Source organism: Draconibacterium sp. IB214405, assembly GCF_033963885.1.
Taxonomy (GTDB): Bacteria; Bacteroidota; Bacteroidia; order Bacteroidales; family Prolixibacteraceae; genus Draconibacterium.
In genome coordinates this window covers 1230320-1254264 of sequence record NZ_JAXBMA010000001.1, presented here as the reverse complement: position 1 = coordinate 1254264, position 23945 = coordinate 1230320, and the positions used below count along the sequence as shown (strand labels likewise).

Sequence of the window (23945 nt, the reverse complement as noted above, 5' to 3'; positions counted from 1 at the left end):
TATTACGAGCATGAATGCACCATATTCAAGGCAAGAAGACAAAGACATCTCAGTAGAAGAGAAATTACGCGCGTTGCATGAATTGCAAAGTGTTGTTTCTGAAGTTGACAAAATAAAAACCCTAAGGGGTGAGCTTCCTTTGGAAGTTCAGGACTTGGAAGACGAAATTGCCGGTTTAAAAACAAGGTTGATTAATCTGGATGATGAAATCAAAAACCTGGATACATCAATCAACAATAAAAAGATTGCGATTAAAGATTCGCAAGCTTTGATTGCAAAATATACCGAGCAGCAAAACAACGTTCGTAACAACCGCGAATTTGACTCACTTTCGAAAGAGATTGAATTCCAAAACCTGGAAATCGAACTTTCGGAAAAACGTATTAAAGAATTTACTGCAGAAATGGCTCAGAAAAAAGAAACCATTTCAAACTCGAAAGAGCAGTTGAAAGAGCGTGAGGAAGATTTGGACAGAAAGAAAAACGAACTTTCTGAAATTACCGAAGAAACCAAGATCGAGGAAGAAAAACTGAAAGGTAAATCGGAAAAGATCGAGTCGTTTATCGAACCTCGTCTGTTAGGTGCTTTTAAGCGTATTCGCAAAAATGCACGCAACGGTTTGGCTGTTGTTACCATTCAGCGTGATGCATGTGGTGGTTGTTTTAACAAAATCCCACCTCAGCGCCAGTTGGATATTGCAAGCCGCAAAAAAATTATCGTTTGCGAATATTGTGGTCGTATTTTGGTTGACCAGAATATTAACGTAGTTGAAGATATTGCTGATTAAGCATTAAGATATTTATAAAAAATAGCCGGTTCAATTTTTTGAATCGGCTATTTTTTTTTTAGCGAGACTTTTAAAAGTACCTCCTAATTTATTAAGATCACCAAATCGATTACACCTTTTGCCTGCCGGCGGCCTTCATCTTTGCCTTGAAGCAAAGACGAAGCAGAAAATTCAAGGCAGCTTTTAGTCCTTCCTCTCCGTTATTTTTAATAATAATTTATGCTGATTAGTACAATAAAAAAATCCCGGCGTCCACTCCGGGATTTTTTCTTCATTGCATCTATGCTTCTTTTTGATTGACTCTGTTGTAAAGAGTTTGTATACTGGGTTTGTATACTGCAAATATAGAGCATAAAAGACAATCATCTCTTTATTTCTTGCCTATTATGAATGGATAAAAGCAGTATTTATTTGCACCCAAGCTGCTCACACTCAAAACATTTTTTACCGAGAAAAAAGGTTAAAAAGCCTGACACAGCTAGGCAAAATACCTAAAAAAGCCGTTTCCTTCCGAAAACGACTTCTTCAAACCAGAACATTGTTTTATTGTTTCAACGATGTTGAAAATGTATTTTGTAGTGTGGACTTTCTACCAACTTCCGCCGGCACCACCGCCGCCAAAGCTTCCGCCACCAAAACCTCCAAAGCCTCCGCCGCCAAAACTTCCACTTCCCGATGAAAAGTTTCCAAACGAACCTGATGAACGATGACTTCCTGACATCATTCCCATGGCCAGCCAGAACGGCAAACTTCTTCCGGGTGAATAAAACCTGCGTCGGCGCCCTCTTCCAAAAATCGATATCAGGATAATAAAAAAGATGATACCAAAAGGTATTCCGGCACTGCCGCCCGCATCAACCTTTTCCTGGTAATTTTCGGCAGTATATTCGCCACGCGAAATATCCATTATTACATTTAATCCTGCTGCCAAACCACCGTAATAATCGTTTTGTTTAAAGCGAGGAATCATTTCTTCATTTACAATCGTGGTATTCAGAATGGCATCAGGTAAAACACCTTCCATTCCGTAACCGGTTGCAATAAACACCTCGCCTCTGCTGTTTCCAACTTTGGGTTTTACCAGAACAACAAGACCGTTATCGTTACCTTTTTGTCCAACTCCCCATTTTTCGCCAAGTTCGCTTGCATACTCCGCCCTGTCATATCCTTCGAGGTCGGGAACGGTAACCACAACTATTTGTGTTGATGTTTTTCGTGCAAATTGAACCAATGCACTTTCCATATTTTGCTGTTCGCCATCGCTTAATACGTTGGCAAAATCGTTTACCAAACGAGCCGGTTGCGGACGTTCAGGAATTTGTGCCAATACGCTTGTAGCGGTAACGATCAGTGCAAAAAATAATATTGTAATTCTTTTCATAGCTTCCTATTTTCCAAACGAAATTTCGTCCGACAGTTCATTTACATCGTCATCCTGGTATGGGAAATGAGCCTTCAATTGCTCGCCCGCTTTTATGATACCGTCGGCCAAAGCTTCGGCATATTTAGCTTCCTTTAATTTGATGATTACCAATTCCTTGGTTGTCTCCCAAAAATCATCAGACACTTTCTGATTGATGCCACCATCACCCAAAATCGCAAACTTTTTATCCTCAACCGCAAGGTAAAAAAGAACACCATTTCGTAATTCGGTTTTGTGCATTTCCAGTTTTTCGAATAGATAAGCGGCACGATCAAGCACCTCTCCTTTACAATGATTTTCGATGTGCACCCGGATTTCTCCGGATGTATTTGTTTCTGCCACACGAATGGCATTTGTAATTTTCAGCTGATCTGCTTCGTTAAAATATTTTCGGACTCCCATTCTATCCTCCTTTTAAAATTGCACTTCAGGAGCCTTTTCCGCACCTTTTTCTGCTTCGAAATAGGCTTTCTTTTCAAAACCAAACCACCCCGCATAAATTACGCGCGGAAATTTTCGGATGTAAGCATTATAACCTTGTGTTGTTTGATTAAATTTCCTTCGCTCCATCGCAATCCGGTTTTCTGTTCCTTCCAATTGCGATTGCAATTCTGAGAAATTCTGATTGGCTTTTAAATCAGGATATCGTTCAACAACCACCATTAAACGGCTAAGTGCCGACGACAGTCCTTCCTGTGCCTGAGTAAATTGTTGCAGCGATTGTGCATTTAAATTTGATGGATCAATATTGACAGAAGTAGCTTTCGAGCGTGCTTCAATAACGCCTGTTAGCGTTTCCTGCTCATGCTCGGCATAACCTTTCACTGTATTCACAAGGTTCGGAATCAAATCGGCACGACGCTGATATACGTTTTCCACCTGTGCCCACGATGCAGTAACCTGCTCATCCATTTCTACCATTTTGTTATACCCGCAGCTCGAAAATAACACCACACTTACCAAAGCGATTAATACAATTCTAATTCTCTTCATTTTCTATTTATTTGATTTACGACTCTTTTTTACTTTCATGAATTAACACCGCTAATAACGGTGTTAATTCTGAAACATTACTCAATTCAATAATCAATTCTGACTTATTACTTACAAATATTTTCAAAAGGTGTGAAATATCAGAAGTAAATTCGGGGAAAGGCGATAATTTGCCGCTGTATTTCGAAATAGAAAGATTAAAGCAGAGAGATGATGAATTTAGCAGACTTTAAAACAGCCATTTTACAAGGAATTCCGGACGAACTTCCACTGCCGAAACCCTATAAACCCAACATTAACCACGCCCCAAAAAGAAAAGACATTTTATCGGCGAAGGAGAAAAAGCTGGCTTTAAAAAATGCCTTACGGTATTTTCCTGCAAAATTTCACGAGGTTCTCGCCCCTGAATTTTTAAACGAACTGGAAACATACGGGCGTATTTATATGTACCGTTTTCGTCCCGATTATAAAATGTATGCCCGACCGATTGATGAGTACCCGGCAAAATCAAAACAAGCCGCATCAATTATGTTGATGATCCAAAACAATCTGGATTATGCAGTGGCACAACACCCGCACGAATTGATTACTTACGGCGGAAATGGTGCGGTTTTTCAAAACTGGGCGCAGTACTTGCTTACCATGCAATACCTGTCCGAAATGACCGACGTGCAAACGCTGGTAATGTATTCAGGTCATCCGATGGGTTTGTTCCCTTCTCATAAAAATGCTCCGCGCGTTGTGGTTACCAACGGTATGGTAATTCCGAACTACTCGGGCCGCGACGATTACGAACGTATGAATGCACTTGGTGTTTCGCAATACGGACAGATGACTGCCGGATCGTACATGTACATTGGCCCACAAGGAATTGTACACGGAACTACAATTACGGTTATGAACGCTGCCCGCCTGCACTCGCCTGGCGATTTTGGCGGAAAGATATTTGTTACCAGCGGTCTGGGAGGCATGTCGGGAGCACAACCAAAAGCAACGGTAATTGCCGGAATGGTTTGTATAGTTGCCGAAGTAAATCCAAAAGTGGTTGAATTGCGTCACAGCCAGGGATGGGTGGATGAAGTTTATTCCGATCTGAATGAATTGATGAAACGCGCATTAAAAGCACGCGAAAATAAAGAAGCTGTTTCGCTGGCCTACCAGGGTAACATTGTTGACCTTTGGGAAAAGCTGGCAGAAGAAAATATACCGGTTGAACTGGGATCGGATCAAACATCGTTGCACAATCCTTTTGCAGGTGGTTATTACCCCGCAGGCTTGAGTTTCGAAGAATCAAATAAAATGATGGCAGAAGAGCCGGAGCAATTCCGCGAAGAAGTGTACAAAACTTTGCGTCGACATGTAGTTGCAGTAAATAAATTGACCCAAAATGGCATGTATTTCTGGGATTATGGAAATGCCTTCTTGTTGGAAGCCGGCCGCGCCGGTGCCGATATTACCAATGCTGATGGTGAATTTAAATACCCGTCGTATGTACAGGATATTATGGGACCGCTGTTTTTCGATTATGGTTTTGGTCCTTTCCGTTGGGTTTGCACATCAGGAAAAGCAGAGGATTTAGAGATTACCGATAAGATTGCAGCCGATGTGCTGGCAGAAATAGCCGCTTCCGCTCCGGAAGAAATTACCGGGCAAATGGAAGACAATATTCACTGGATAAAAGAAGCCGGCAAAAACAAACTGGTAGTGGGTTCGCAAGCACGTATTTTGTATGCCGACTGTACCGGTCGAACAAAAATTGCCAAAGCATTTAACGATTCTATTGCCGATGGACGAATCTCAGCTCCTATAGTTTTAGGCCGCGATCACCACGATGTTTCGGGTACCGACTCACCTTACCGCGAGACTTCAAATATATACGATGGCTCATCATTTACTGCCGATATGGCTGTGCAGAACTTTGTAGGCGACGGATTCCGCGGAGCAACATGGATTTCGTTGCACAACGGCGGTGGAGTTGGCTGGGGCGAAGTAATTAACGGGGGCTTCGGTATGACAATCGACGGGAGTCCCGAAGCCGAAGAACGCCTGAAAATGATGTTGCACTGGGATGTAAACAACGGTATTTCGCGCCGAAGCTGGGCACGCAACAAACCTGCTCGTTTTGCCATTGAGCAGGCTATGAAAGAAAATCCGGATTTGAAAGTTACATTACCGGAAGAAGCAGCTGATGAGTTGCTGGATGGACTTTTTTAGTAGATGTAGAAAGATACATTTAAATATAACAAGGGTCTGATTTCTATCAGGCCCTTATTTTTTGTCCCTGTCACCATTATATATATTCGCTCTAAATTTAATCTTTATGACTTTCTAGAGGGTATTTGGTAAGATATTTTTCTGACATTTATCGACCATAATTACTAAAAGTCAATCAACATGAGCGACAAAACCACCGTTTTACTGGTTTGTTTTGCCTATTTTTTCATCATCATTATTGCAGGTATCATCATGATGTCGCGCAATAAAAAGGCCTCCGATTTTCTGGTGGCCGGACGAAAGCTGAGTCTTCCGCTAACCATAGGGACACTGACAGCCGTACAGATCGGCGCAGGAATAATACTGGGAGGTTCCGACACCGGAAACGAAATGGGAATCTGGCCGGGTATGTGGTACGCACTTGGTTGCGGCGGTGGTTTAATCGTTGCCGGCTTGCTTGTAGCTGCCAAATTGAAAAAGAAAGACAGTTTTGTTCCACTCGATTTTTATGAAGACCGTTATGGAAAAAACAAATGGGTACGCATTTGGGCATGGATGAGCAATGTCCCCAGTTTGCTGGGTATTTTTATTGCACAACTTTTGGCTTGCGGAAGCCTCTTATCAGGATTTGGAATTCCGTTTTACCAGGGAGTGATTATTTGTGCTGCGATCATTTTAATATATAGTACACTTAGCGGAATGTGGGGCGTTGTGCTCACCGATGCCATACAGTCGTCGGTAATTCTAATCGGAATTCCGGTGGTTGCCATTGCTTCACTTTTACTCCTCAATAAACAAGGCATCAGCATGGCCGAAGTTTACCACCAACCGTTTATACCAAAAGGCACATTTACTAAATTCATTTACCTGGTTGTTCCTTTTCTAATTGCCATTTCGGTTTCTTACGATGCTTACCTGCGCTTTCAATCGGCTAAAGATGCCAAAACCGCAAGAAATGGAGCAGTCATTGCCGGAGTTCTGGTCATATTTATTGGCATTTTGAGTTCTACAGTTGGCGTGGCCAGCCATCTTCTTTTTCCTGAAATTAAAGAAGGAGTTTTTTCGCACATGGTAATTACAGCGTTGCCTCCGGTATTGGCAGGAATAACCATTGCCGCAGTTTTGGGGGCAGCCATGTCGAGCGGAGCCGGTTTATTAATGGCACTGGGAGCCACTTTTTCGCGAGACCTTCTGAACTGTTTCTTTTTTCGCGAATATCAACTCGACGAGATGCCGCACTCAAAACTGATCTCACGACTGGCGGTGGGCTTGTCGGTTATTGCAGGCGTTTTATTGTCATTCAAAGTAAGTAACATACTCGACGCAATTATAATTTTCAACTATCCGTACATGGGTAGCCTGCTCATTCCGCTGCTGGCCGGCGTATTGTGGAAAGGAGCCACAAAAAGAGGCGCAGTTGCCGCAATTTTTACCGGCGGAATTATCGGAGTTGGCGCATTTCTTTCGGGAATCTACCCTGCGTTCAACAGAATTATCAGTTCAGAATTGGGGCTGTTTATCGCTTATTCGGTTTCGCTGGGCGTATTGATTATTGTTAGTAAACTTGAAACAAAAAAATTATGAACGAAAATAGCTGGCCTTACCCGTTGGAATACGATAAGGAAGAAACCATCTCTTGCGAGGTTTTGGTTTTGGGAGGAGGAATTGCCGGTTGTATGGCAGCAATTTCCGCTGCGCGTGAAGGCAAAAATGTTGTGCTGGTTGAAAAAGGAGCCACCAAAATGAGTGGTGCCGGAGGTTCGGGCTGCGATCATTGGGAATCGGCAGCCACCAACCCGTGTTCGAAAGTAACGCCGGAAGAATTGACGCAGTCGATGCTGGATGACAACGACGGTTACAACAACGGCATTTCGCATTATATCGAATGCCGCGAAGGCTGGGATCGCATGCTCGATATTGAAAAAATGGGCGGTAAAATACGCGACACCGAAGATGAATTCACAGGCGCCGATTTCCGAGATGACAACTCGAAACTGATGTTTGCCTACGATTACGAAAACTGTTTTACGTTGCGTATTTGGGGAAGCACTTTCAAACCGGCCATGTACAAAGAGCTGAAACGTTTGGGCGTAAAAATATACGACCGCATAATGGTCACGTCCTTGCTGACAACCAAAAACGGCGACGACATTCATTGCATCGGAGCCACCGGGATGCACACCCGCACCGGGAAATTTTTCGTTTTTAAAAGCAAGTCGAGCATCATGTGCATGTCACGCCCGGCAAGGATTTGGCTGTTTTCGGCCGAGTTGCCAGGACTGGCAGAATTCCGTCCGACACAATGTATAGGCGACGGTCATGCCATGGGATGGCGTGCCGGAGCCGAATTCACCATGATGGAGAAGTCGGTGGGTGCCGAGTTCTCGGCTGCCGGAAGAAGTTATCCGCCTTACGGAGCCGGCAACAACCACAATACGTGGTATGCCGCGTCGATGATCGATGCCACAGGCAAAGAAATTCCATATGCTGACCGCGACGGAAATATTTTAAAGACCGTTTCCGATCGATTCAAACCAGCCAAAGGACAGAAATATTTTATGAAGGGCGGAAACATCGACGATGCCAACTACGAAATTGACGGGCCGGAAACCTTGTCGCTGGATAAATTTGCAGAAGGAACTTACAAAATACCACTTTATGCAGACCTGAGCACACTGCCCGAAGCCGAACGAAAAGTGATCTGGGGAATGATGATCGGAGAGGAAGGAAAAACCAAGGTGCCAATTTACCAGAATTACACCCGTGCCGGTTTCGATCCGGAAAAACATGTATTGCAATGTTATGGCACGGGCTGGCGCTCGGGACAATTTTTGCCGCAAGAACGACAACTCTTTGGATTACCTGGAGGATTTATGAACGACTGGCAATTGCAATCGAACCTTAAAGGATTGTTTGTAGCTGGCGACGCCTTGTACGCTTCAAACTGTTACGGACATGCAGCAGCAACCGGTTACTACGCCGGACGCCACGCAGCAAAACATGCAGATAATGCAGAATTAAAGGAACCTTCAATCGAACAAATCGAAAACGAGAAAAAACGGATTTATGCTCCGCTAAAAAATAACCCGGCTAAAAGTATTGGCTGGAAAGAGCTGAACATGGGAATTGCCAAAACCATGCAAAACTACTGTGGCGATGTAAAACACGACGAGTTGCTTGACATTGGCCTCACAGTTTTGAAAGAATACGAAGAAGACATTCTTTCGCAAACCTTTGCCTACAATCCGCACGAGCTTACCCGCCTGCTTGAAGTATTTGATATTCTTACGAATGCACAAATTATCCTTCATGCAAGTAAAGCCCGCAAAAACAATTCAAAATCACTCTGTTTTACCAAGGCCGGAAGCACTGATGAGAAAGCATCGGAGAAAAAACTCATCATTCTGAAAAACGAAGAAGGCAAGATCAAACAACGCGAATTGCCAGTTGATTTCTTTGGAAACCTGCAGGAAAATTATGAAAAACACAACACCGATTACCTAAAAACAAACAGCCATGTCGAATAAACTACAAGCCTTAAAAGCTGAAATGCCGGCAGCCAACCCGATCATTATCGATGACGAAAAATGTATTGCCTGCAATAAATGTGTGGAAATTTGCCAGGTCGACCTGTTTATTCCCGGCCCTGAAAAAGGAACATCTCCCATGGTTTTGTACCCCGGAGAATGTTGGTATTGCGGAAACTGTGTGGTTGTTTGTCCGGTTGAAGGAGCCATTACGCTACGTCATCCGCTAATGAACCAGGCCCGTTGGGTCGCCAAAAGCGATCTTCTGAAAGACATTAAAAACAAATAATAACACTGATCTTTAACATTTTAGTACATTTGGAGATGTAATATATACGCATCACAAATGTCTGATCTACCAAAACCCAATCAATGTCCTAATTGTAGCTCAACGGCTATCGACCATTATTGCAGCAATTGCGGGCAAAAGATCTACCAAAAGCGGTTTACGTTAAAAGGCTTTTTAGCTGTAGTTGGTAATGCGCTTAACATGGAACGCGGATTTATTTACACGCTTGTTTGGCTGTTCCGTAATCCGGGAAAAGTTATCGACGATTACTTGCAGGGAAAAACAAAACCATATATAAATCCGCTGAACTATATCCTTGTTATATGCGGAGTTTATGCGTTTTTAATGCTTTCATTAAATATCTACGATACCGGTGTTGAAACGACAAGCCACTTTATAGGCACCGATCAACACACGTCGTCTCCTGAGGTAATGGAATATCAGGAAAAGTTTATGCAAATCATCAAAAGCTACATGAATCTTTTACCTATTTTGATGCTTCCATTTGCCAGTTTAATTTCAAAATGGTGCTTCAGAAGAAAGCGCCTGTATTATGGCGAACATTTAATTTTAAACGCCTACATTTTTGCGCAAAACATTCTGATATCAGTAATCCTGGCCCCGTTTATTTTTATCATTCCTGCGCTGCTTCCCGCTTTTACACTTGTAAGTTTATCAATTACTCTCTTGTATTTTACCTATGCCTTTCACTCATTCTTTAAACGGTCGGTATTTAATGCTTTTGCGGGTACAATTGCGGTTTATGTTGGCGGACTTATCTTCCTGGTCTTGTTTGTTTCATTAAGCTTTATGATTGTAATACTCATTACCAGATGACTTTTAGGAAGGGCTGAAAACGATTTATCTGAATATTTATAGCCAAACAATTGCTATTCAAACAGCATCGAATAATACCGCGCAATCTCGTTTTGTAATTCATCCACGCCAAAGGCACGGCTTTTACGGATTGTTTCACGGCCATCGAAAAAAACCACGATAGTTGGTGCAGCAAATACGCTGTTTTGAGCAGCCACCTCGGGCAACACATCCGATTTTACGTAAACCAACTGCATTTTAGGAAATTGGGCAGTCACCAGTTCTTCAACCTTTGGTTTTAGAACCTTACATACATTACAGGCATCAGTCGAGAAATAGGCCAGCATTGCAGCCTGCTCTTCTTTTAGCGTTAAAAATTCGTCGAGAGATTTTATTTCTTTGAACATGAAGTAAATGTAATGCTATTTTCTGAAAATCATTGTAGTTTTCCGCTCTCCACATCGTCAGACTGAGCGAAGTCGAAGTCTAGTAATTTCCAATACTCAGTAAAACCAAAGTACAAGCTTCTTCCGCTTGAATACCGCTTGCTTCCAATTTGTCAGCAAATTCCGGATTTTCGGTACCCGGATTAAAAATAACACGCTGTGGTTTCATTTGGATAATATCAGCATAATATTCCGGCTGATGTTGTGGCCCCACATAAAGTGTTACTGTATGAATGTCTTCGTCTCCCGGAAAAGCTGTTTGAATAGCAACGTCATCAACAAGTCCGTTGCGTTTGGCGAGCGCTACAACATCGTGGTTGTTACGACGAAGTGCATGAATTGCTTTATTGGAGTACCGTGCCGGATTTTCGCTGGCACCGATAACAAGAGTTCGTTTGCTCATTACGTGCGTTTTAGAAGCACCACCGCATTTACCGACATACCTTCTTCGCGCCCCTCGAAACCAAGCGTTTCGGTGGTTGTTGCCTTCACCGATACACGGTCGACATCAATTTCCAGAACATTGGCCATACATTGTTCCATTTGCGGAATATGCGGCTTTAATTTTGGCTGCTGCGCCTGAACTGTCGAGTCGATATTTACGATTTCGTAGCCCTTTTGTTTTACCAGCTCGTACGACTTTTTTAGCAGAATTTTACTGTCGATGTTTTTAAATTCGGCAGCGGTATCGGGGAAGTGCGTACCAATGTCACGCAGTTTTAAAGCGCCCAGCATGGCATCGCAAATGGCGTGTATCAGCACATCGCCATCAGAATGTGCGACAGTTCCTTTGTGGTGTGGAATCAAAACACCGCCTAGCCACAAGGTTTCTCCTTCGGCCAGACGGTGTACATCATATCCTTGTCCAATTCTGAAATCCATCAGCGTTGGTTACTAAATGCGTCAATATCAAACGCCAGCGAGAAACGCAGCGTATTTTCCAGTGGGTGGTTACGTTGTGTTGGCAACAGGTACGAGAAATCGAGTGCAAACACGTTCATTTTTAAACCGGCACCGGCAGTAATAAACTGGCGGTTACCTTTGTTTTCGTGCTCGTAGAAATAACCGGCACGCAGCGCAAACTGCTTGTTGTACCAGTACTCCACACCCACCGACCAGGTAATTTCCTGAAATTCTTCTTTCATTCCGCCCGGCGCATCGCCAAACGATTTAAAAATACCTTCGATAACACCAATATCGGAATTAATACCACCCGCGTAGATTACATCACCATCGGTATAACTTGCAGAATCAACCGGTGGCGTTGGTACCAACAGTTTATTTGCTTCTAGCGCAAAACTGAATGAGTTGTAATCGTCGAGTTCCATCGTGTACGAAGCACCAAGTTTTAAGTTGGTTGGGATAAAGTCTTTAACTTCTCCCTCAGTATACGATATCTTCGAACCGATATTCTGAATATTGATACCGGCTGCAAAAATATTGTCTTGTCTTCCGGCTCTGAATTCGTTATAATAATAGAATGCCACATCGGCAGCAAACGAGTTACCGGCATTGGTTTCTACTCCGTTTACCAGCTGACCGGCGGTAAGATCGGAACGAATATAACGTACTGCAACCGCTCCCGAGAAAACGTCACTCAATAAGCGCGAATAGCCAAAATCGATGGCAAATTCGTTCGGACTTTGTTGTCCTGTAATTTCTCCCACATCTGATGTAAAAACGATGTCTCCCAGCGCAAAATAACGCAACGAAGCACTAATGGCTTGAACATCATCAATCTTTTTGTATCCTGTCAGGTAAGCCAGGTTAATGTCGTCAACCAGGTTACGCAACCACGGCGAATACGATAAACCAACACCCATTTCGCTTTCCATAAAAACATATTTCGCAGGGTTCCAGTGTTGCGAGTTCACATCAGCAGTGGTACCCACACCGGCATCCCCCATACCACCTGCACGCGAATCGGGCGTAATTGCCAAAAACGGAACGGCAGTGGTAATTGTATTGGCACCCGACAAAGTTCCTTGTGCCATTACATTCTCTGTTACCATGGCTGCAAGAGCCAACACACATAAAATTCGTAATAATTTGATCATACTGTCTAAAAATTGAGCATGCAAAGATATAATATTTGTCTTTGCAACAATAGGTTAAATCTGGCCTCTGAACATTTTTTATCCTGAGTGCTTCTTTTTTCTTCCGTCGTAGCTTTTAAGCATACAAGAATGAAAACGTAGCTTTTTCTTAAAAATTTTACAGAAACGAAAAAATTATTGGGCCACCAACAATTTCCCTGATTTAGAAGTGATTACTCCACTATTATTTTTCAAAAACACCTGATAAACATAAACCCCCTGGGTAAGCGGAATTTTTGATTCGGAAAGGTCCCAGCGAACCGGATTACTGGTGTTTCCGCTTGAGCTGATCTCGGTTTCAAACTGGTCAACCAGTTTTCCGTTAATGTTGTAAATATCGAAAACAGCGGAGAAACTTTCACCTGCCTGATTATGCTCGATTACAAAATAAGTATAATCTGCGATGGGATTCGGATAGTTGCTAACTTCATTAATGATAAAATCGCCGGTAACTTCAAACTCAATTTCCACTTCTGATGAGTTATTGGCCACGTCCCACGCTTTTAGCGATAAGGTATGTGTTCCAACAGAAAGATCGCTTAAAGGATATTGCAACGAACCACTGGTATAATCATCTTTTTCGGCCTGATAATAATTATTCAACACATAAACTTTTGAATAATCGTTATCGATTACCGCCGTAATATCGTGGCCAATTCCGGTTCCAACGGTGTTAATACCGTTTTCATCCGATAGATAAGCCAGCAACGTTGGATTTTTTCCGGTTTTGTCGCCCGATTGAAAGTCTTCGGAATCCAGGTAAAGTTGAATTTCAGGTCCGTTGTTGTCGGCAACTTCCGATCCTTCGCCGCCAATACTAAAATTGGTAAACGCACCATGCGCATCTTCATCGCCGTTTTGGGCATAATAGATAATTTTTCCTGCTCCAATTTTATATGAAATGTCTTTTGGCACCACAAAACTAAAGCTGAAATTTCCATTAGTTACCGTCGCTGTTCCCGAGTAGATAATGTTATTCTGCACCTGAAAAGTCAACTCCCTGTTGTCGTCGCCATTTCCAAGCGTTTTCATATCCATTTCTTTGTCGTAAACTGTATGTGTAATTTCGCCGTTAAAATCGTCTATCCTGTTATCGAAATAATCGGCAACATAACCTTCGATCGTAATCTTCTCGAGTGTACCAATTGTGTCGGTGTTGCTAGCGGCATCTTCACCATTTATCGAAGTCGTAATTACCTGGTATTTTGGGTACGATAGTTTTAAAGCCGGATCGGCCAATAACGAAAAGTTCCGTTTGTTCGTTCCGTTTGCCAGATTCGATTTTGCCAGACGCATAACGTCGCCCATCCGGTAATGCTCGCCATTTTCATCTTTTGCAAAAATAAAACGGTAAAAACTTTTGCTTAACTGAAAGTTAGCCCCCGAAGTTACAACACGGGTTGTTGAGAATAAACCAATACCTCCGCCATTTGGATTCATTAAAACATACTCGCCCGCCGAAACATCATCGGCATCAAAACGACTGAATTCGCAGGTGGCAGTTACATAAATTGGCAGCTGGTTTCGGTTCGACCACGAATTGATGTCGCTCACTTCCAACACATGCTCGTGCGCCAAAAAACGATTGTTGGCATGCCCGATATAATTTAATACAAGAACCCCGTCCTCTACCCTTTCGTTTATGGCGTCGTTTACATCGGGGTAACGCTCGCCTGCCGGGGTAACCTCTTCGGTGTAGGCATCAAAATATATTTTCTCGGTAATAAACTCGCCATGATTTCTGTTGAGCGAATCCGCAATTTGCTCCGCTTGCCGCATATGAATCCCGGTATCGCCGTCGTCGCCAATCATACAAACCACGTTTCGCCAGCTCCCCAACGCTTCAGGCTCGTAATAACGCTTTATCTTATTAACTACCAATTGAGCCTCGTAAGTTGTTGATGCCGGAATCCGGCCAATTCCCAAATCAATAGAACCATACGAAAGTTTTTCGCCGGCATCGAGCATCACAAAATAGTCATCGCTTACGTATGATATGAGAGGATCTAACGAATTTGATGATTGATAGGTTGGAATAAAATTCAGCCCGTTACCATTAATATTTCGGTTGTCGTAACTACCATCGCCAAACAGCAACACATATTTTAATGTACTGCCCCGGTCGTACATCATTTTAACAAAATTACGTATCCCGGTTGCATTTTTACTTCCCGAACTGAACTCGTTATAAACGGCATCAACGTCAACTACTTCAACACTCATTCCGTCGTACGAACGGTGAAAATCAGCCAGTTCTTCGGCAGAACTTAAAAAGTTTTTGTGCGAAATGATTATAAATTCAGGCGTAGAAATCGCGTGCAGATTTTGATTTTCAACATCTTCAACAAACACCGGCTCAGGAAACGAACCGGAAGTATTGAATACTGCATATTCTTTCATGCTTGATGCTTCCTGAGTAAAACTTAGATTTGAACCGTTTGTCTCGGTACTTATTTCTTTTACATTATTAATATCCGAAACATCCATTACTCTGGTGTCGGCACTTGCATCGGCAATTTGAAATTCAACAATGATTTCTTCCCCAACAGTTTTGGAGTCTCTGAAAAATAATGGAGTGTTTCCAACCACCAGATTTCGTCTGTAATTCAACTCGATATAATCCATCCACGCCTCGGCACTGTTGTTTGATGCGTCGTAGGTAACAGCAATGTCCATATCGGTTCCCGACAGCGTTAAATCCAAAGTGTTTGAGTTGTCATCGGCGTAAACACCATAAGTTTCATCGGTGTCAACACTTTTAAAAGCTACGCTACCTGCCAACAAACTGTTAATGTTCACATCAAAGCTCGACGACTGATACGAACGTGCTGCTCCGCTAACTGTAAGTTTTGCTTCAGGCTCTTCTGACAAATCAGCTAATTCAAAACTATAGTTTCGTTTACCATTGTTGGTAAATCGGTTTCCAAACCATCTTTTTCCCGATCCCAAATCCAACAGGTTGTTTTTATCGTTTTCAATAAAATCGTAACAATCAAACTCAGTTGTAGTGTGTGTCGCTTCTTCCGACACAGTTTCCAGAAACTCCGGTTGTTTTGGCGACTCCTTTTCTCCCACAAAGAAAAAGCCGCTGGCAGTATATTCGTTGGAACTATGAATAAAAAGACCTGATTCGTTTTGAGTCCACTCGGTTACGCCCGGTGCATAAAAAAACAAACATTGTTCCCCCCCGTTTTCAGCGGTCCAGATTGCGCTTTCTTCGAGGTCGTCGTAGGTCAGGTTTCCCGGATCTTCCGACAACATTTTTCCGCCACTTCCAAATACACCAACTTGTGTGGGTTCAGAAAAACCCCAATCATTTAACATTGAAAACGGAATTTTATAGATCCCTTTTCCTGAAGTTCTGATTTTTACCCATTTCCCGGATGCCAAAACCGACTCTGATTTCCAATTTATAGCCTCTACCGAATTTTTATAAACATCGGTTGCCGACCTTAATTGGAAACTTTTTAACCGGTAAATTTTCCCGTTTTCTTCCTTAATCGGAATAATTTGAAGTTCGGCTTTTCTTTCGTTTCCCGACCGGAGAATGTTAGTATTCACCTGCAATTCGGAAGGAATTTCTATAGCCATTTTTCCGCTATAAACAGAAGTAACATCTTCATAAACGGGATTAACAACTGTAAAACGTGGAATTTGATTTGGGGTACTAATTGGATAGATTCGGGAATAAACTGGAAGACTTAAATGCGCTAGATCGCCCGACAAATCAGCATTTTGGAAATATTCCAACACATCGCCCCTCATTTCACCGGAATTCTCCTGCCAGGTTAGTACAACAATCTCTTTCTGTACATCACTAACGGTAAATCCAACCAAAACAACAAATAACAGGAGTATATATTTATTCATAAACACGTTCAATCATTATAAGCTTGTAAACGAAAACCGGCATTAAATATTGCAAAGATTACCAGCAAAGTAAGCCGATTATATCAGCAGACAAAGGCAAAGATATTAACATCCTGATTATTTCAAGTATAAAATAATGAAAAGGCTGAACAATAAGAATTGAACAAATTAGTTATATTTGTGTCGATGCGAAAATTTATACAAACAATGAATTTTAACAAATTAAAACCATTCGTTTTTATCGCCTTAGCCGCACTCGTTACCGGATGTGGATTATTCGGAAAAGGCGGTAGAGGAGAATCATCACGAACTACTGGTTGGGAATACAATGCTGAGGAGACCGGAAATATTCCAAATGTTTCGGGTTATGAGCAGGAAGCCGGACCGGGTTTAGTTTTTGTACAAGGTGGTACATTTACCATGGGACGCGTTGAACAAGACGTTATGTACCGCAATGACAATTATCCCCGAAGAGTAACTGTTGCCTCTTTCTACATGGATGAAACAGAGGTTTCGAACCAGGACTATCGTGAGTTTACCCACTGGACCAGCCGTGTTTACCCCGGCGATGTTGCAAAACTTAAAGCCATTACTCCCGACACATCTGTCTGGAGAAAACAACTGGCTTACAACGAACCCTATGTGAATAATTATTTCCGCCACCCGGCCTATTCTGAATACCCGGTGGTTGGTGTAACATGGGAACAAGCAGACGCTTATTGTGCCTGGCGTACCGACAGGGTTAATGAACAGATACTTGTTGATAAAGGAATTATGACCCACGACAATACACAGGCAGGACAAAATGTATATACTACCGACACCTATCTATCTGGTCTTTACCAGGGCACTGAAGGTGACAAGCCTGTTGAAAACCCTGATGGAACAACCCGTCGCCCAAAATGGGAAGATGGAATTATGCTACCAAATTACCGTCTGCCAACAGAAGCAGAATGGGAATATGCAGCTTACGGTTTAATCGGAAACACCGACGGTGAATTACTTACCGACCGTAAATTATACCCTTGGAATGGTTCTTACCTTCGTCAGGATAATAAAAAAGAAAAAGGTCGCTTAAAAGCCAACTTTGTTCGCGGAAGAGGTGATATGATGGGTATGGCTGGAGCATTAAACGATAACGCAGATATTGCTGCTCCTGTTTTCTCATACGAACCAAACGATTACAATTTATATTGTATGTCGGGTAACGTTAACGAGTGGGTGGCAGATGTATATCGCCCTATGTCGTTAAACGATGTTGAAGAATTTAACCCTTTCCGTGGTAACGTAATTACTGAATACCGTCGCGATCAGAGCGGACAGTTAATGCGTAACGAATACGGAGAGTTAATTAGAGATACTATTGCCGGAATGGACTACCGTAATACTTTAGACGGTGATCCGAATTCTCAGGTTGTTGAAGGTGACACATGGATTGGTAACGAAAGAGCAACCGATGGCATGTACATTCAGGATGACCGACCAGGTGCTTTCTCTTCATTGATTGATGATGAAGTACGTGTATACAAAGGAGGATCGTGGCAAGACCGCCCTTATTGGTTGGTACCCGGAACACGTCGTTACCTGGAGCAAACAAAAGGACAGAACGACCTTGGTTTCCGTTGTGCAATGACAAGAGTTGGAAGCCCGGAGGGTTTCTAAATCATAAAAATATTTAGAGAAAAGCTTCGTAAAACTGCGGAGCTTTTTTTATGCCAAATTGAATCGTATTTTTGCTTTATGACAAGTATTGAAACCTTATACAGTTGTTTTCTACAATCAACACAAGTATCTACCGACAGCCGCAAAATTGAGCAAGGTTGTATTTTCTTTGCCTTAAAAGGTGAAAATTTTAACGGCAATAAATACGCCCATGACGCATTAAAAAAAGGTGCTGGTTATGCAGTGGTTGATGAAGAAGAATACGCAACTAATCCGCAAATACTACTGGTTGACGACGTATTAAAAACCTTGCAAGAACTAGCCCATCATCATCGCAAGCGGTTGGGATTACCGATACTTGGAATAACCGGATCAAACGGAAAAACTACCACAAAAGAGTTAATCGCAACGGTTCTAGCAAAAAAATTCAACGTAAGTTTTACCCAGGGAAATTTAAATAACCACATTGGTGTTCCTTTAACGCTGCTTGCAATGGATAAAAACACCGAGTTTGGCGTGGTGGAAATGGGAGCCAATCACCCCGGAGAAATTGCTGAGCTTTGCCAAATTGCCGATCCTGATTTTGGTATTATCACAAACATTGGTCGTGCTCATCTTGAAGGTTTTGGATCGTTCGAGGGAGTGATAAAAACCAAAGGAGAACTTTACGAGTACCTCTACAAAAAAGATGGAACAGTTTTTTACAATACCGATAATCCAATACTGAGTGAATTAAGCGAAAAGATAACTGACCGAATTTCATACGGAAAGTCAGATGCAACGTTCGTTGGGGAAGCTATCCAAAGTCCTCCTTTTATTCATGTAAAAGCAAATTTTAAAAAAGGCGTTCTTTACCTGAACAGTAATCTTATTGGCGATTTTAATTTTGAGAATATACTTGCGGCCGCATGCATTGGGAATCATTTTGAGGTCGACCCTTTAAAAATTCAACAAGCCATTAAGAAATACCATCCAACCAATAACCGATCACAGCTTATTAGCAAAGGCGATATTAAGATTATTATGGATGCGTACAATGCCAATCCTACAAGCATGTCGGCATCCATCACAAGTTTTTTGGAGAACCTGAAAGGCGATAAAATTCTGATTCTGGGAGATATGCTCGAGCTGGGAGAATATTCGGAAGAAGAACACGCAAAAATTATTGAATTGATTCCAACAGAATTAAAAAGCAACACATTTTTGGTTGGCGCCGAATTCTCGAAAGCCAATAAAGATGCAGCTATCAAAACCTTTATTCCTGTTGACGAGTTATGTGCTTATCTGAAAAATTCGCCCATAAAAAACGGGAACATTTTAATAAAAGGTTCCCGTGGTATTCAGCTTGAAAAAGTACTTGATCTTTTTAATTAGCCTGAGGTTTTTCAACTTTTAGCACATCAGAAATTGCTTTCTCGAAAGTTTGTTTCGGAAGTGCTCCCATTGCCATTTGTGGCTGTCCGTCTTGCGGTACAAACAACAATGAAGGAATACTCTGTACACCAAACATTCCGGCCAGTTCCTGCTGCTCCTCAGTATTTACTTTATAAATAACGATGCTATCGCCATATTCCGACTGCAGCTCTTCCAACACAGGTGCTACCATTTTACATGGTCCACACCAATCAGCATAAAAGTCGATTAAACATGGCTTCTCACCTTCGTATTTCCACTCTTTATTTGTTTCAAAATTGAAAACTTTCTCTTTAAATGTTTCTTTCGTTAAATGTTCCAGCATGATTTTTTATTTTTTCTATATTTATATATCTATTTATTTTGATATTTGCATATCAAATATAATACCATTTTATCAATTCCCAAGTTACCACTTAATTTAAACTAAATAATTGTAATTTTGTCACGATTTTTATCAAAGTGGCAGAATAAGCTATTTTGAGTTACGATTTTTGTCAGATGAACAGCAAGCTAAAAGAAACGATTTTTAAAGATATACAGGCAGTTGCCGACCGTGTTGAAACAGAAACCTATGTGATTGGTGGATATGTACGCGATCTGTTTCTCAACCGCCCCTCAAAAGATATCGATATTGTTACCATTGGCAGTGGTATTGAATTCGCCAGCGAGGTGGCCAAAAGTCTAAAGCCACGCCCGCGAGTTAATGTATTTAAAAACTTCGGCACTGCGATGTTAAAATACAACGACCTTGAAATTGAGTTTGTAGGTGCCCGTAAGGAATCGTACCAGCGAAATTCGAGAAAACCGATTGTTGAGGATGGCACGTTGGAAGACGATCAGAACCGACGCGATTTTACCATTAACGCGATGGCTTTTAGTTTAAACGGACTAAATTTCGGAGAATTGGTTGATCCTTTTAACGGGATGGATGATTTGAATAACAAGATCATTCGCACGCCACTCGATCCTGACATTACCTTCTCCGACGATCCCTTGCGTATTATGCGCGCCATTCGATTTGCCACACAATTGGATTTTGAAATCGAGAATAAAACCTTGCAGGCTATTGCCAGAAATAAAGACCGGATTAAAATTGTTTCTGCCGAGCGCATCATCGAGGAACTGAATAAAATTATTATGGCTGCCAAACCATCAAAAGGCTTTAAGCTTTTGGAGGAAACAGGTTTGCTGGCTATAATTTTTCCCGAATTACAAAAGATGAAAGGTGTGGATGTTGTAAATGGTATCGGTCATAAAGATAACTTTTACCACACTCTTGAAGTTCTCGACCGCCTGGTTCCCAACTCCGATAATTTATGGTTACGCTGGTCGGCGTTGCTGCACGATATTGCTAAACCCAAAACAAAACGTTTTGTCGAAGGGATGGGCTGGACCTTTCACGCCCACAATTTTATTGGGGTAAAAATGGTACCAAAAATCTTCAAACGTATGAAACTGCCTTTGAACGAAAAAATGAAATACGTTCAGAAGATGGTAGGATTACACATGCGCCCCATTGTATTGTCAGAGGAAGTGGTAACTGATTCTGCAGTTCGACGTTTACTTTTTGAAGCCGGTGACGATATTGATGATTTGATGACACTTTGTGAAGCCGACATTACTTCAAAAAACAAGGAGAAGGTAAAACGCTACATGAAGAACTTCAAGGTTGTTCGTGAGAAACTGAAGGAAATTGAAGAAAAAGATGCCATTAGAAACTTCCAGCCTCCTGTGGATGGTGAACTGATAATGGAAACATTTAATCTTTCACCTTGTAAAGAAGTTGGATTAATTAAAGATGCTATTAAGGAAGCTATTCTCGACGGAGAGATTCATAATAATTACGAAGAAGCTTTTGAATTTATGATGAAGAAAGCTAAGGAAATGGGAATAACTCAGAACTAATTCTCCTGAAGTTCCACCATAACCGGTAAATGATCGCTAAAACCGCCATTGTACCTATATCCGGTGTAGGTGCGAAATAGTTTTCGTCCGCCATTTTTTTCGTCCGCCTCAAAAAGAAATGGAAGTTTACAAACAGTAGCTTTCTCGGGATTGGTTTGAAGTCCAACACTTTTATCCAACAAACCCGGAGAAACCATTATCTGGTCGAAAACAAACCACTGCCCCTGGTATTTTAGCGTCCCCTCTTCCTGTTTCATCCAGGGCAACGACAGATTGTACAAACTTGCATTTTGGGAGCCAGAGGGATCAGCTGCTCCCATGTATTTTGAAATACTTTCGTCGTTTGGCTGATCATTAAAATCGCCAACAATTATTACATTGGCATCCCTATCCTTTTCGAGTATTTCGTTGTATTTTGATAACAACAAAAGAGCCGCTTGCTGTCTTGCCGGCCGGGTTTCAAGCAAACCTGAATAACGCGAAGGCCAGTGATTTACAAAAACATGTAACGAATCGCCACCGTTTACAATTCCAAACACGTGTAAAATCTCCCTGCTCCTTCTGATGCTTCCATTTTCATTTATCATCGGATAATAGTCATAATCCAACGGGTAAAATGCTTCTGAGTTATAAAGTAAGGCGACATCGATACCTCGCGGATCGGGAGATTCCTTATGTATTATTTTATAAGGTGTAGTTTTCAGCGGACTGTCAGTTATTAGCTTTTCTAGTACATACTTATTTTCCACCTCACACAAACCGATTAAATCGGGCATTCCCCAGCCATCCGCATTTAGTATAACTTTTGACAGATTAAGAACCTTCGCGTCAAAACGTTTCGTAGTCCAATGACGTTCGCCTTCCGGTGTGAATTCATCATCAGCTGTTAAGCTATCATTTCGGGTGTCGAAAAAATTCTCAGTGTTGTAAAAAAGAACAGAAAATTGATCTTTAGCGTTTTGAGCGTTACAAATGGTAAAGAAAAAAATCAGGGATAAACAAAGAAGTGAGATTCTCATTTTATTTCTCGATGCGTTCGTAAGCGCCTAAATCGGGGCCATCATCAGCAGTTCGACTTTTATTTAAAAGATCAATCGGAAAAATTTCGGAATAACGGGTAGTTCCAATATCCTTTGCTGCAGACAAGGTGTCTAATTCGTAGATGAGATTGTTATAGGGATCAATAAATTCCGGCTCATAATCACTACCTAGCATTACATTTATGTAGTGGTTTTTATCGCTGACATTTAGCGTATCAGGAGCCTGAATAATACAATGATCAAACAAGTAGTTAAAAGTATTTTCATTGTTGTTTCCCAGCTCCATTTCCTTACCAATATTACCGTAGATAATACTGTTGCCAAAAGTAGCTTTCGCCAAATCGCCATTGTATGAAATCTGTTCTCCGTTTGAGTTTTCAACGATCAGTACATTTGAAATTACAAGAGATGGTGTGGTTCGTACGCCCGATCCATAATTTCCCCAGTAATTGGCAATTGTTGTATGATAAAACTCGTACTCTCCTCCAACCAGCAAGGCAGCAGCATAATAACCACAGTTTGCAATTACATCGTTGTAAGCGAATATTTTCGACTTCAAGGCAAACAAACCAGCATAGGCCATATTCTCAATTCTTGAGTTGGAAAGCTGCAGCGATGCATAACCTTCGTTTTCAATTGTACCAACCTGCAAACCAATATTTGCATTCTTGATGGTAACAAAATTTAAAAGGTTATTGTGGCTTCCTGAATACAACACAACCCCGTTCCACTGATCTGGAATATTTTCGTACGATGGTTCCAATCGATCGGCCCGCATTATAATCGGCGAATCAAAAGTTCCGTCGGCAACTAAGTTACCACGTACATACAATCCGGCATCTTTATGAAAATAGATTTTTGTACCGGGCTCGATGGTTAATGTTTCAGTACTATCAACATAAGCATAATCGTAAACCAAATAAGGTTTCTCTGCTGTCCATGTTGTAGTTTTTATTCTTTCGCTTTTAATCAGTTTAAAATCCTGACCATAAGCCTCCAATAGTACACTCTGAAAATTCGTATTGGTAGTAAATTCAATAGAATCCTGAACAACCATTGGTAAATTTTGTCCGTTGGGATCGATGGTTACTTCCACAAAAATGAATATACTGTCTTTTGCAGGAAGGGCAACTTCATACAATTCGCTGCCCATATATCCATTAATATTCAGCTTAAAATTAGATGCATCGCCACCAGCAAGTCTGATTCGCGAAATCAAAACATCTTCATCATAAGGATTCTGAACAGTGAATCGGCGGGTAGTAGAACCTATTGTAGTAAAAATAGTATCGAAGGTAACCGTATCGACAGAAAAGTTTAGTTGTGCATCGGTTGACGACATATATCCCTCGTCTTCGCATGAAAAGAGCAAAAGAACCACAAGGGCTGCAGCCAATATTTGAAGTAGATATCTAACCAATTCTAACTATTTTATAAGCTTATAACGTCCACTTTCGATCG

At 41.7% G+C, this 23945-nt stretch carries 20 protein-coding genes; 9 read left to right on the top strand and 11 right to left on the bottom strand.

Annotated elements, in window-relative coordinates; translation table 11 throughout:
- Positions 1-10 precede the first annotated feature (10 nt).
- Entirely contained in the window at positions 11-787 is a 777-nt protein-coding gene (locus tag SLH46_RS04855) for a zinc ribbon domain-containing protein (protein ID WP_320280030.1), read from the top strand.
- Positions 788-1376: 589 nt separating this feature from the next.
- On the opposite strand, the gene SLH46_RS04850 is transcribed toward SLH46_RS04855, so the two are convergent.
- From SLH46_RS04850 to SLH46_RS04840, 3 genes are read right to left on the bottom strand one after another with little or no spacing between them, the layout of a single operon-like run.
- The gene (locus SLH46_RS04850) at positions 1377-2168 is read right to left on the bottom strand and encodes a TPM domain-containing protein (RefSeq protein ID WP_320280029.1); all 792 of its coding nucleotides are present in this window, start codon (positions 2166-2168) and stop codon (positions 1377-1379) included.
- 6 nt (positions 2169-2174) lie between these two features.
- Positions 2175-2612, bottom strand: coding sequence for a TPM domain-containing protein (locus SLH46_RS04845; RefSeq protein WP_320280028.1), 438 nt, complete (start codon positions 2610-2612; stop codon positions 2175-2177).
- Positions 2613-2624: 12 nt separating this feature from the next.
- On the bottom strand, positions 2625-3203 hold the full coding sequence (locus tag SLH46_RS04840) for a LemA family protein (RefSeq protein WP_320280027.1): 579 nt from the start codon (positions 3201-3203) through the stop codon (positions 2625-2627).
- A gap of 210 nt (positions 3204-3413) precedes the next feature.
- Between SLH46_RS04840 and SLH46_RS04835 the strand changes: the two genes are divergently transcribed.
- The 5 genes from SLH46_RS04835 (at position 3414) to SLH46_RS04815 (ending at position 10070) form a co-directional block, all read left to right on the top strand.
- Positions 3414-5417: a urocanate hydratase gene (locus SLH46_RS04835; protein ID WP_320280026.1), complete on the top strand. Its 2004-nt coding sequence runs from the start codon at positions 3414-3416 to the stop codon at positions 5415-5417.
- A gap of 180 nt (positions 5418-5597) precedes the next feature.
- Entirely contained in the window at positions 5598-7001 is a 1404-nt protein-coding gene (locus SLH46_RS04830) for a sodium:solute symporter family protein (RefSeq protein WP_320280025.1), read from the top strand.
- On the top strand, positions 6998-8944 hold the full coding sequence (locus tag SLH46_RS04825; protein WP_320280024.1) for an FAD-binding protein: 1947 nt from the start codon (positions 6998-7000) through the stop codon (positions 8942-8944). Before SLH46_RS04830 ends, SLH46_RS04825 begins: the two co-directional genes overlap by 4 nt.
- Positions 8934-9233 (top strand): 4Fe-4S dicluster domain-containing protein, encoded by a 300-nt coding sequence (locus tag SLH46_RS04820; protein ID WP_320280023.1) that lies wholly within the window; start codon positions 8934-8936, stop codon positions 9231-9233. The genes SLH46_RS04825 and SLH46_RS04820 overlap by 11 nt, the downstream gene beginning before the upstream one ends.
- Positions 9234-9290: 57 nt before the next feature.
- The gene (locus SLH46_RS04815; protein ID WP_320280022.1) at positions 9291-10070 is read left to right on the top strand and encodes a DUF3667 domain-containing protein; all 780 of its coding nucleotides are present in this window, start codon (positions 9291-9293) and stop codon (positions 10068-10070) included.
- Positions 10071-10123: 53 nt separating this feature from the next.
- On the opposite strand, the gene SLH46_RS04810 is transcribed toward SLH46_RS04815, so the two are convergent.
- The 5 genes from SLH46_RS04810 to porU all read right to left on the bottom strand — a co-directional run bounded on the left by SLH46_RS04810 (position 10124) and on the right by porU (position 16461).
- Positions 10124-10456, bottom strand: a complete 333-nt coding sequence (locus tag SLH46_RS04810; RefSeq protein WP_320280021.1) for a thioredoxin family protein — start codon at positions 10454-10456, stop codon at positions 10124-10126.
- A gap of 79 nt (positions 10457-10535) precedes the next feature.
- Positions 10536-10898 carry a CoA-binding protein gene (locus tag SLH46_RS04805; protein ID WP_320280020.1) on the bottom strand — a complete coding sequence of 121 codons (363 nt, stop codon included), beginning with the start codon at positions 10896-10898 and terminating at the stop codon, positions 10536-10538.
- Positions 10898-11377 carry a 2-C-methyl-D-erythritol 2,4-cyclodiphosphate synthase gene (ispF, locus tag SLH46_RS04800; protein WP_320280019.1) on the bottom strand — a complete coding sequence of 160 codons (480 nt, stop codon included), beginning with the start codon at positions 11375-11377 and terminating at the stop codon, positions 10898-10900. Before ispF ends, SLH46_RS04805 begins: the two co-directional genes overlap by 1 nt.
- Positions 11377-12552 carry a type IX secretion system outer membrane channel protein PorV gene (gene porV / locus SLH46_RS04795; protein ID WP_320280018.1) on the bottom strand — a complete coding sequence of 392 codons (1176 nt, stop codon included), beginning with the start codon at positions 12550-12552 and terminating at the stop codon, positions 11377-11379. Before porV ends, ispF begins: the two co-directional genes overlap by 1 nt.
- A 174-nt stretch (positions 12553-12726) precedes the next feature.
- On the bottom strand, positions 12727-16461 hold the full coding sequence (porU, locus tag SLH46_RS04790; RefSeq protein WP_320280017.1) for a type IX secretion system sortase PorU: 3735 nt from the start codon (positions 16459-16461) through the stop codon (positions 12727-12729).
- 207 nt (positions 16462-16668) lie between these two features.
- Here porU and SLH46_RS04785 point away from each other — a divergent pair, with 207 nt between their 5' ends.
- Positions 16669-18123: an SUMF1/EgtB/PvdO family nonheme iron enzyme gene (locus SLH46_RS04785; protein ID WP_320280016.1), complete on the top strand. Its 1455-nt coding sequence runs from the start codon at positions 16669-16671 to the stop codon at positions 18121-18123.
- Positions 18124-18201: 78 nt separating this feature from the next.
- Positions 18202-19497, top strand: a complete 1296-nt coding sequence (locus SLH46_RS04780) for a UDP-N-acetylmuramoyl-tripeptide--D-alanyl-D-alanine ligase (protein WP_320280015.1) — start codon at positions 18202-18204, stop codon at positions 19495-19497.
- Here the strand turns inward: SLH46_RS04780 and trxA are convergent.
- The gene (gene trxA, locus SLH46_RS04775; protein ID WP_038556556.1) at positions 19490-19861 is read right to left on the bottom strand and encodes a thioredoxin; all 372 of its coding nucleotides are present in this window, start codon (positions 19859-19861) and stop codon (positions 19490-19492) included. The genes SLH46_RS04780 and trxA overlap by 8 nt on opposite strands.
- A gap of 176 nt (positions 19862-20037) precedes the next feature.
- Between trxA and SLH46_RS04770 the strand changes: the two genes are divergently transcribed.
- Positions 20038-21444 carry a CCA tRNA nucleotidyltransferase gene (locus tag SLH46_RS04770; protein WP_320280014.1) on the top strand — a complete coding sequence of 469 codons (1407 nt, stop codon included), beginning with the start codon at positions 20038-20040 and terminating at the stop codon, positions 21442-21444.
- Here SLH46_RS04770 and SLH46_RS04765 read toward each other — a convergent pair.
- Both SLH46_RS04765 and SLH46_RS04760 read right to left on the bottom strand, forming a co-directional pair.
- Positions 21441-22463, bottom strand: coding sequence for an endonuclease/exonuclease/phosphatase family protein (locus SLH46_RS04765; RefSeq protein WP_320280013.1), 1023 nt, complete (start codon positions 22461-22463; stop codon positions 21441-21443). The genes SLH46_RS04770 and SLH46_RS04765 overlap by 4 nt on opposite strands.
- 1 nt (position 22464) lies before the next feature.
- Positions 22465-23904, bottom strand: coding sequence for a right-handed parallel beta-helix repeat-containing protein (locus SLH46_RS04760; protein ID WP_320280012.1), 1440 nt, complete (start codon positions 23902-23904; stop codon positions 22465-22467).
- Positions 23905-23945: the final 41 nt, after the last annotated feature.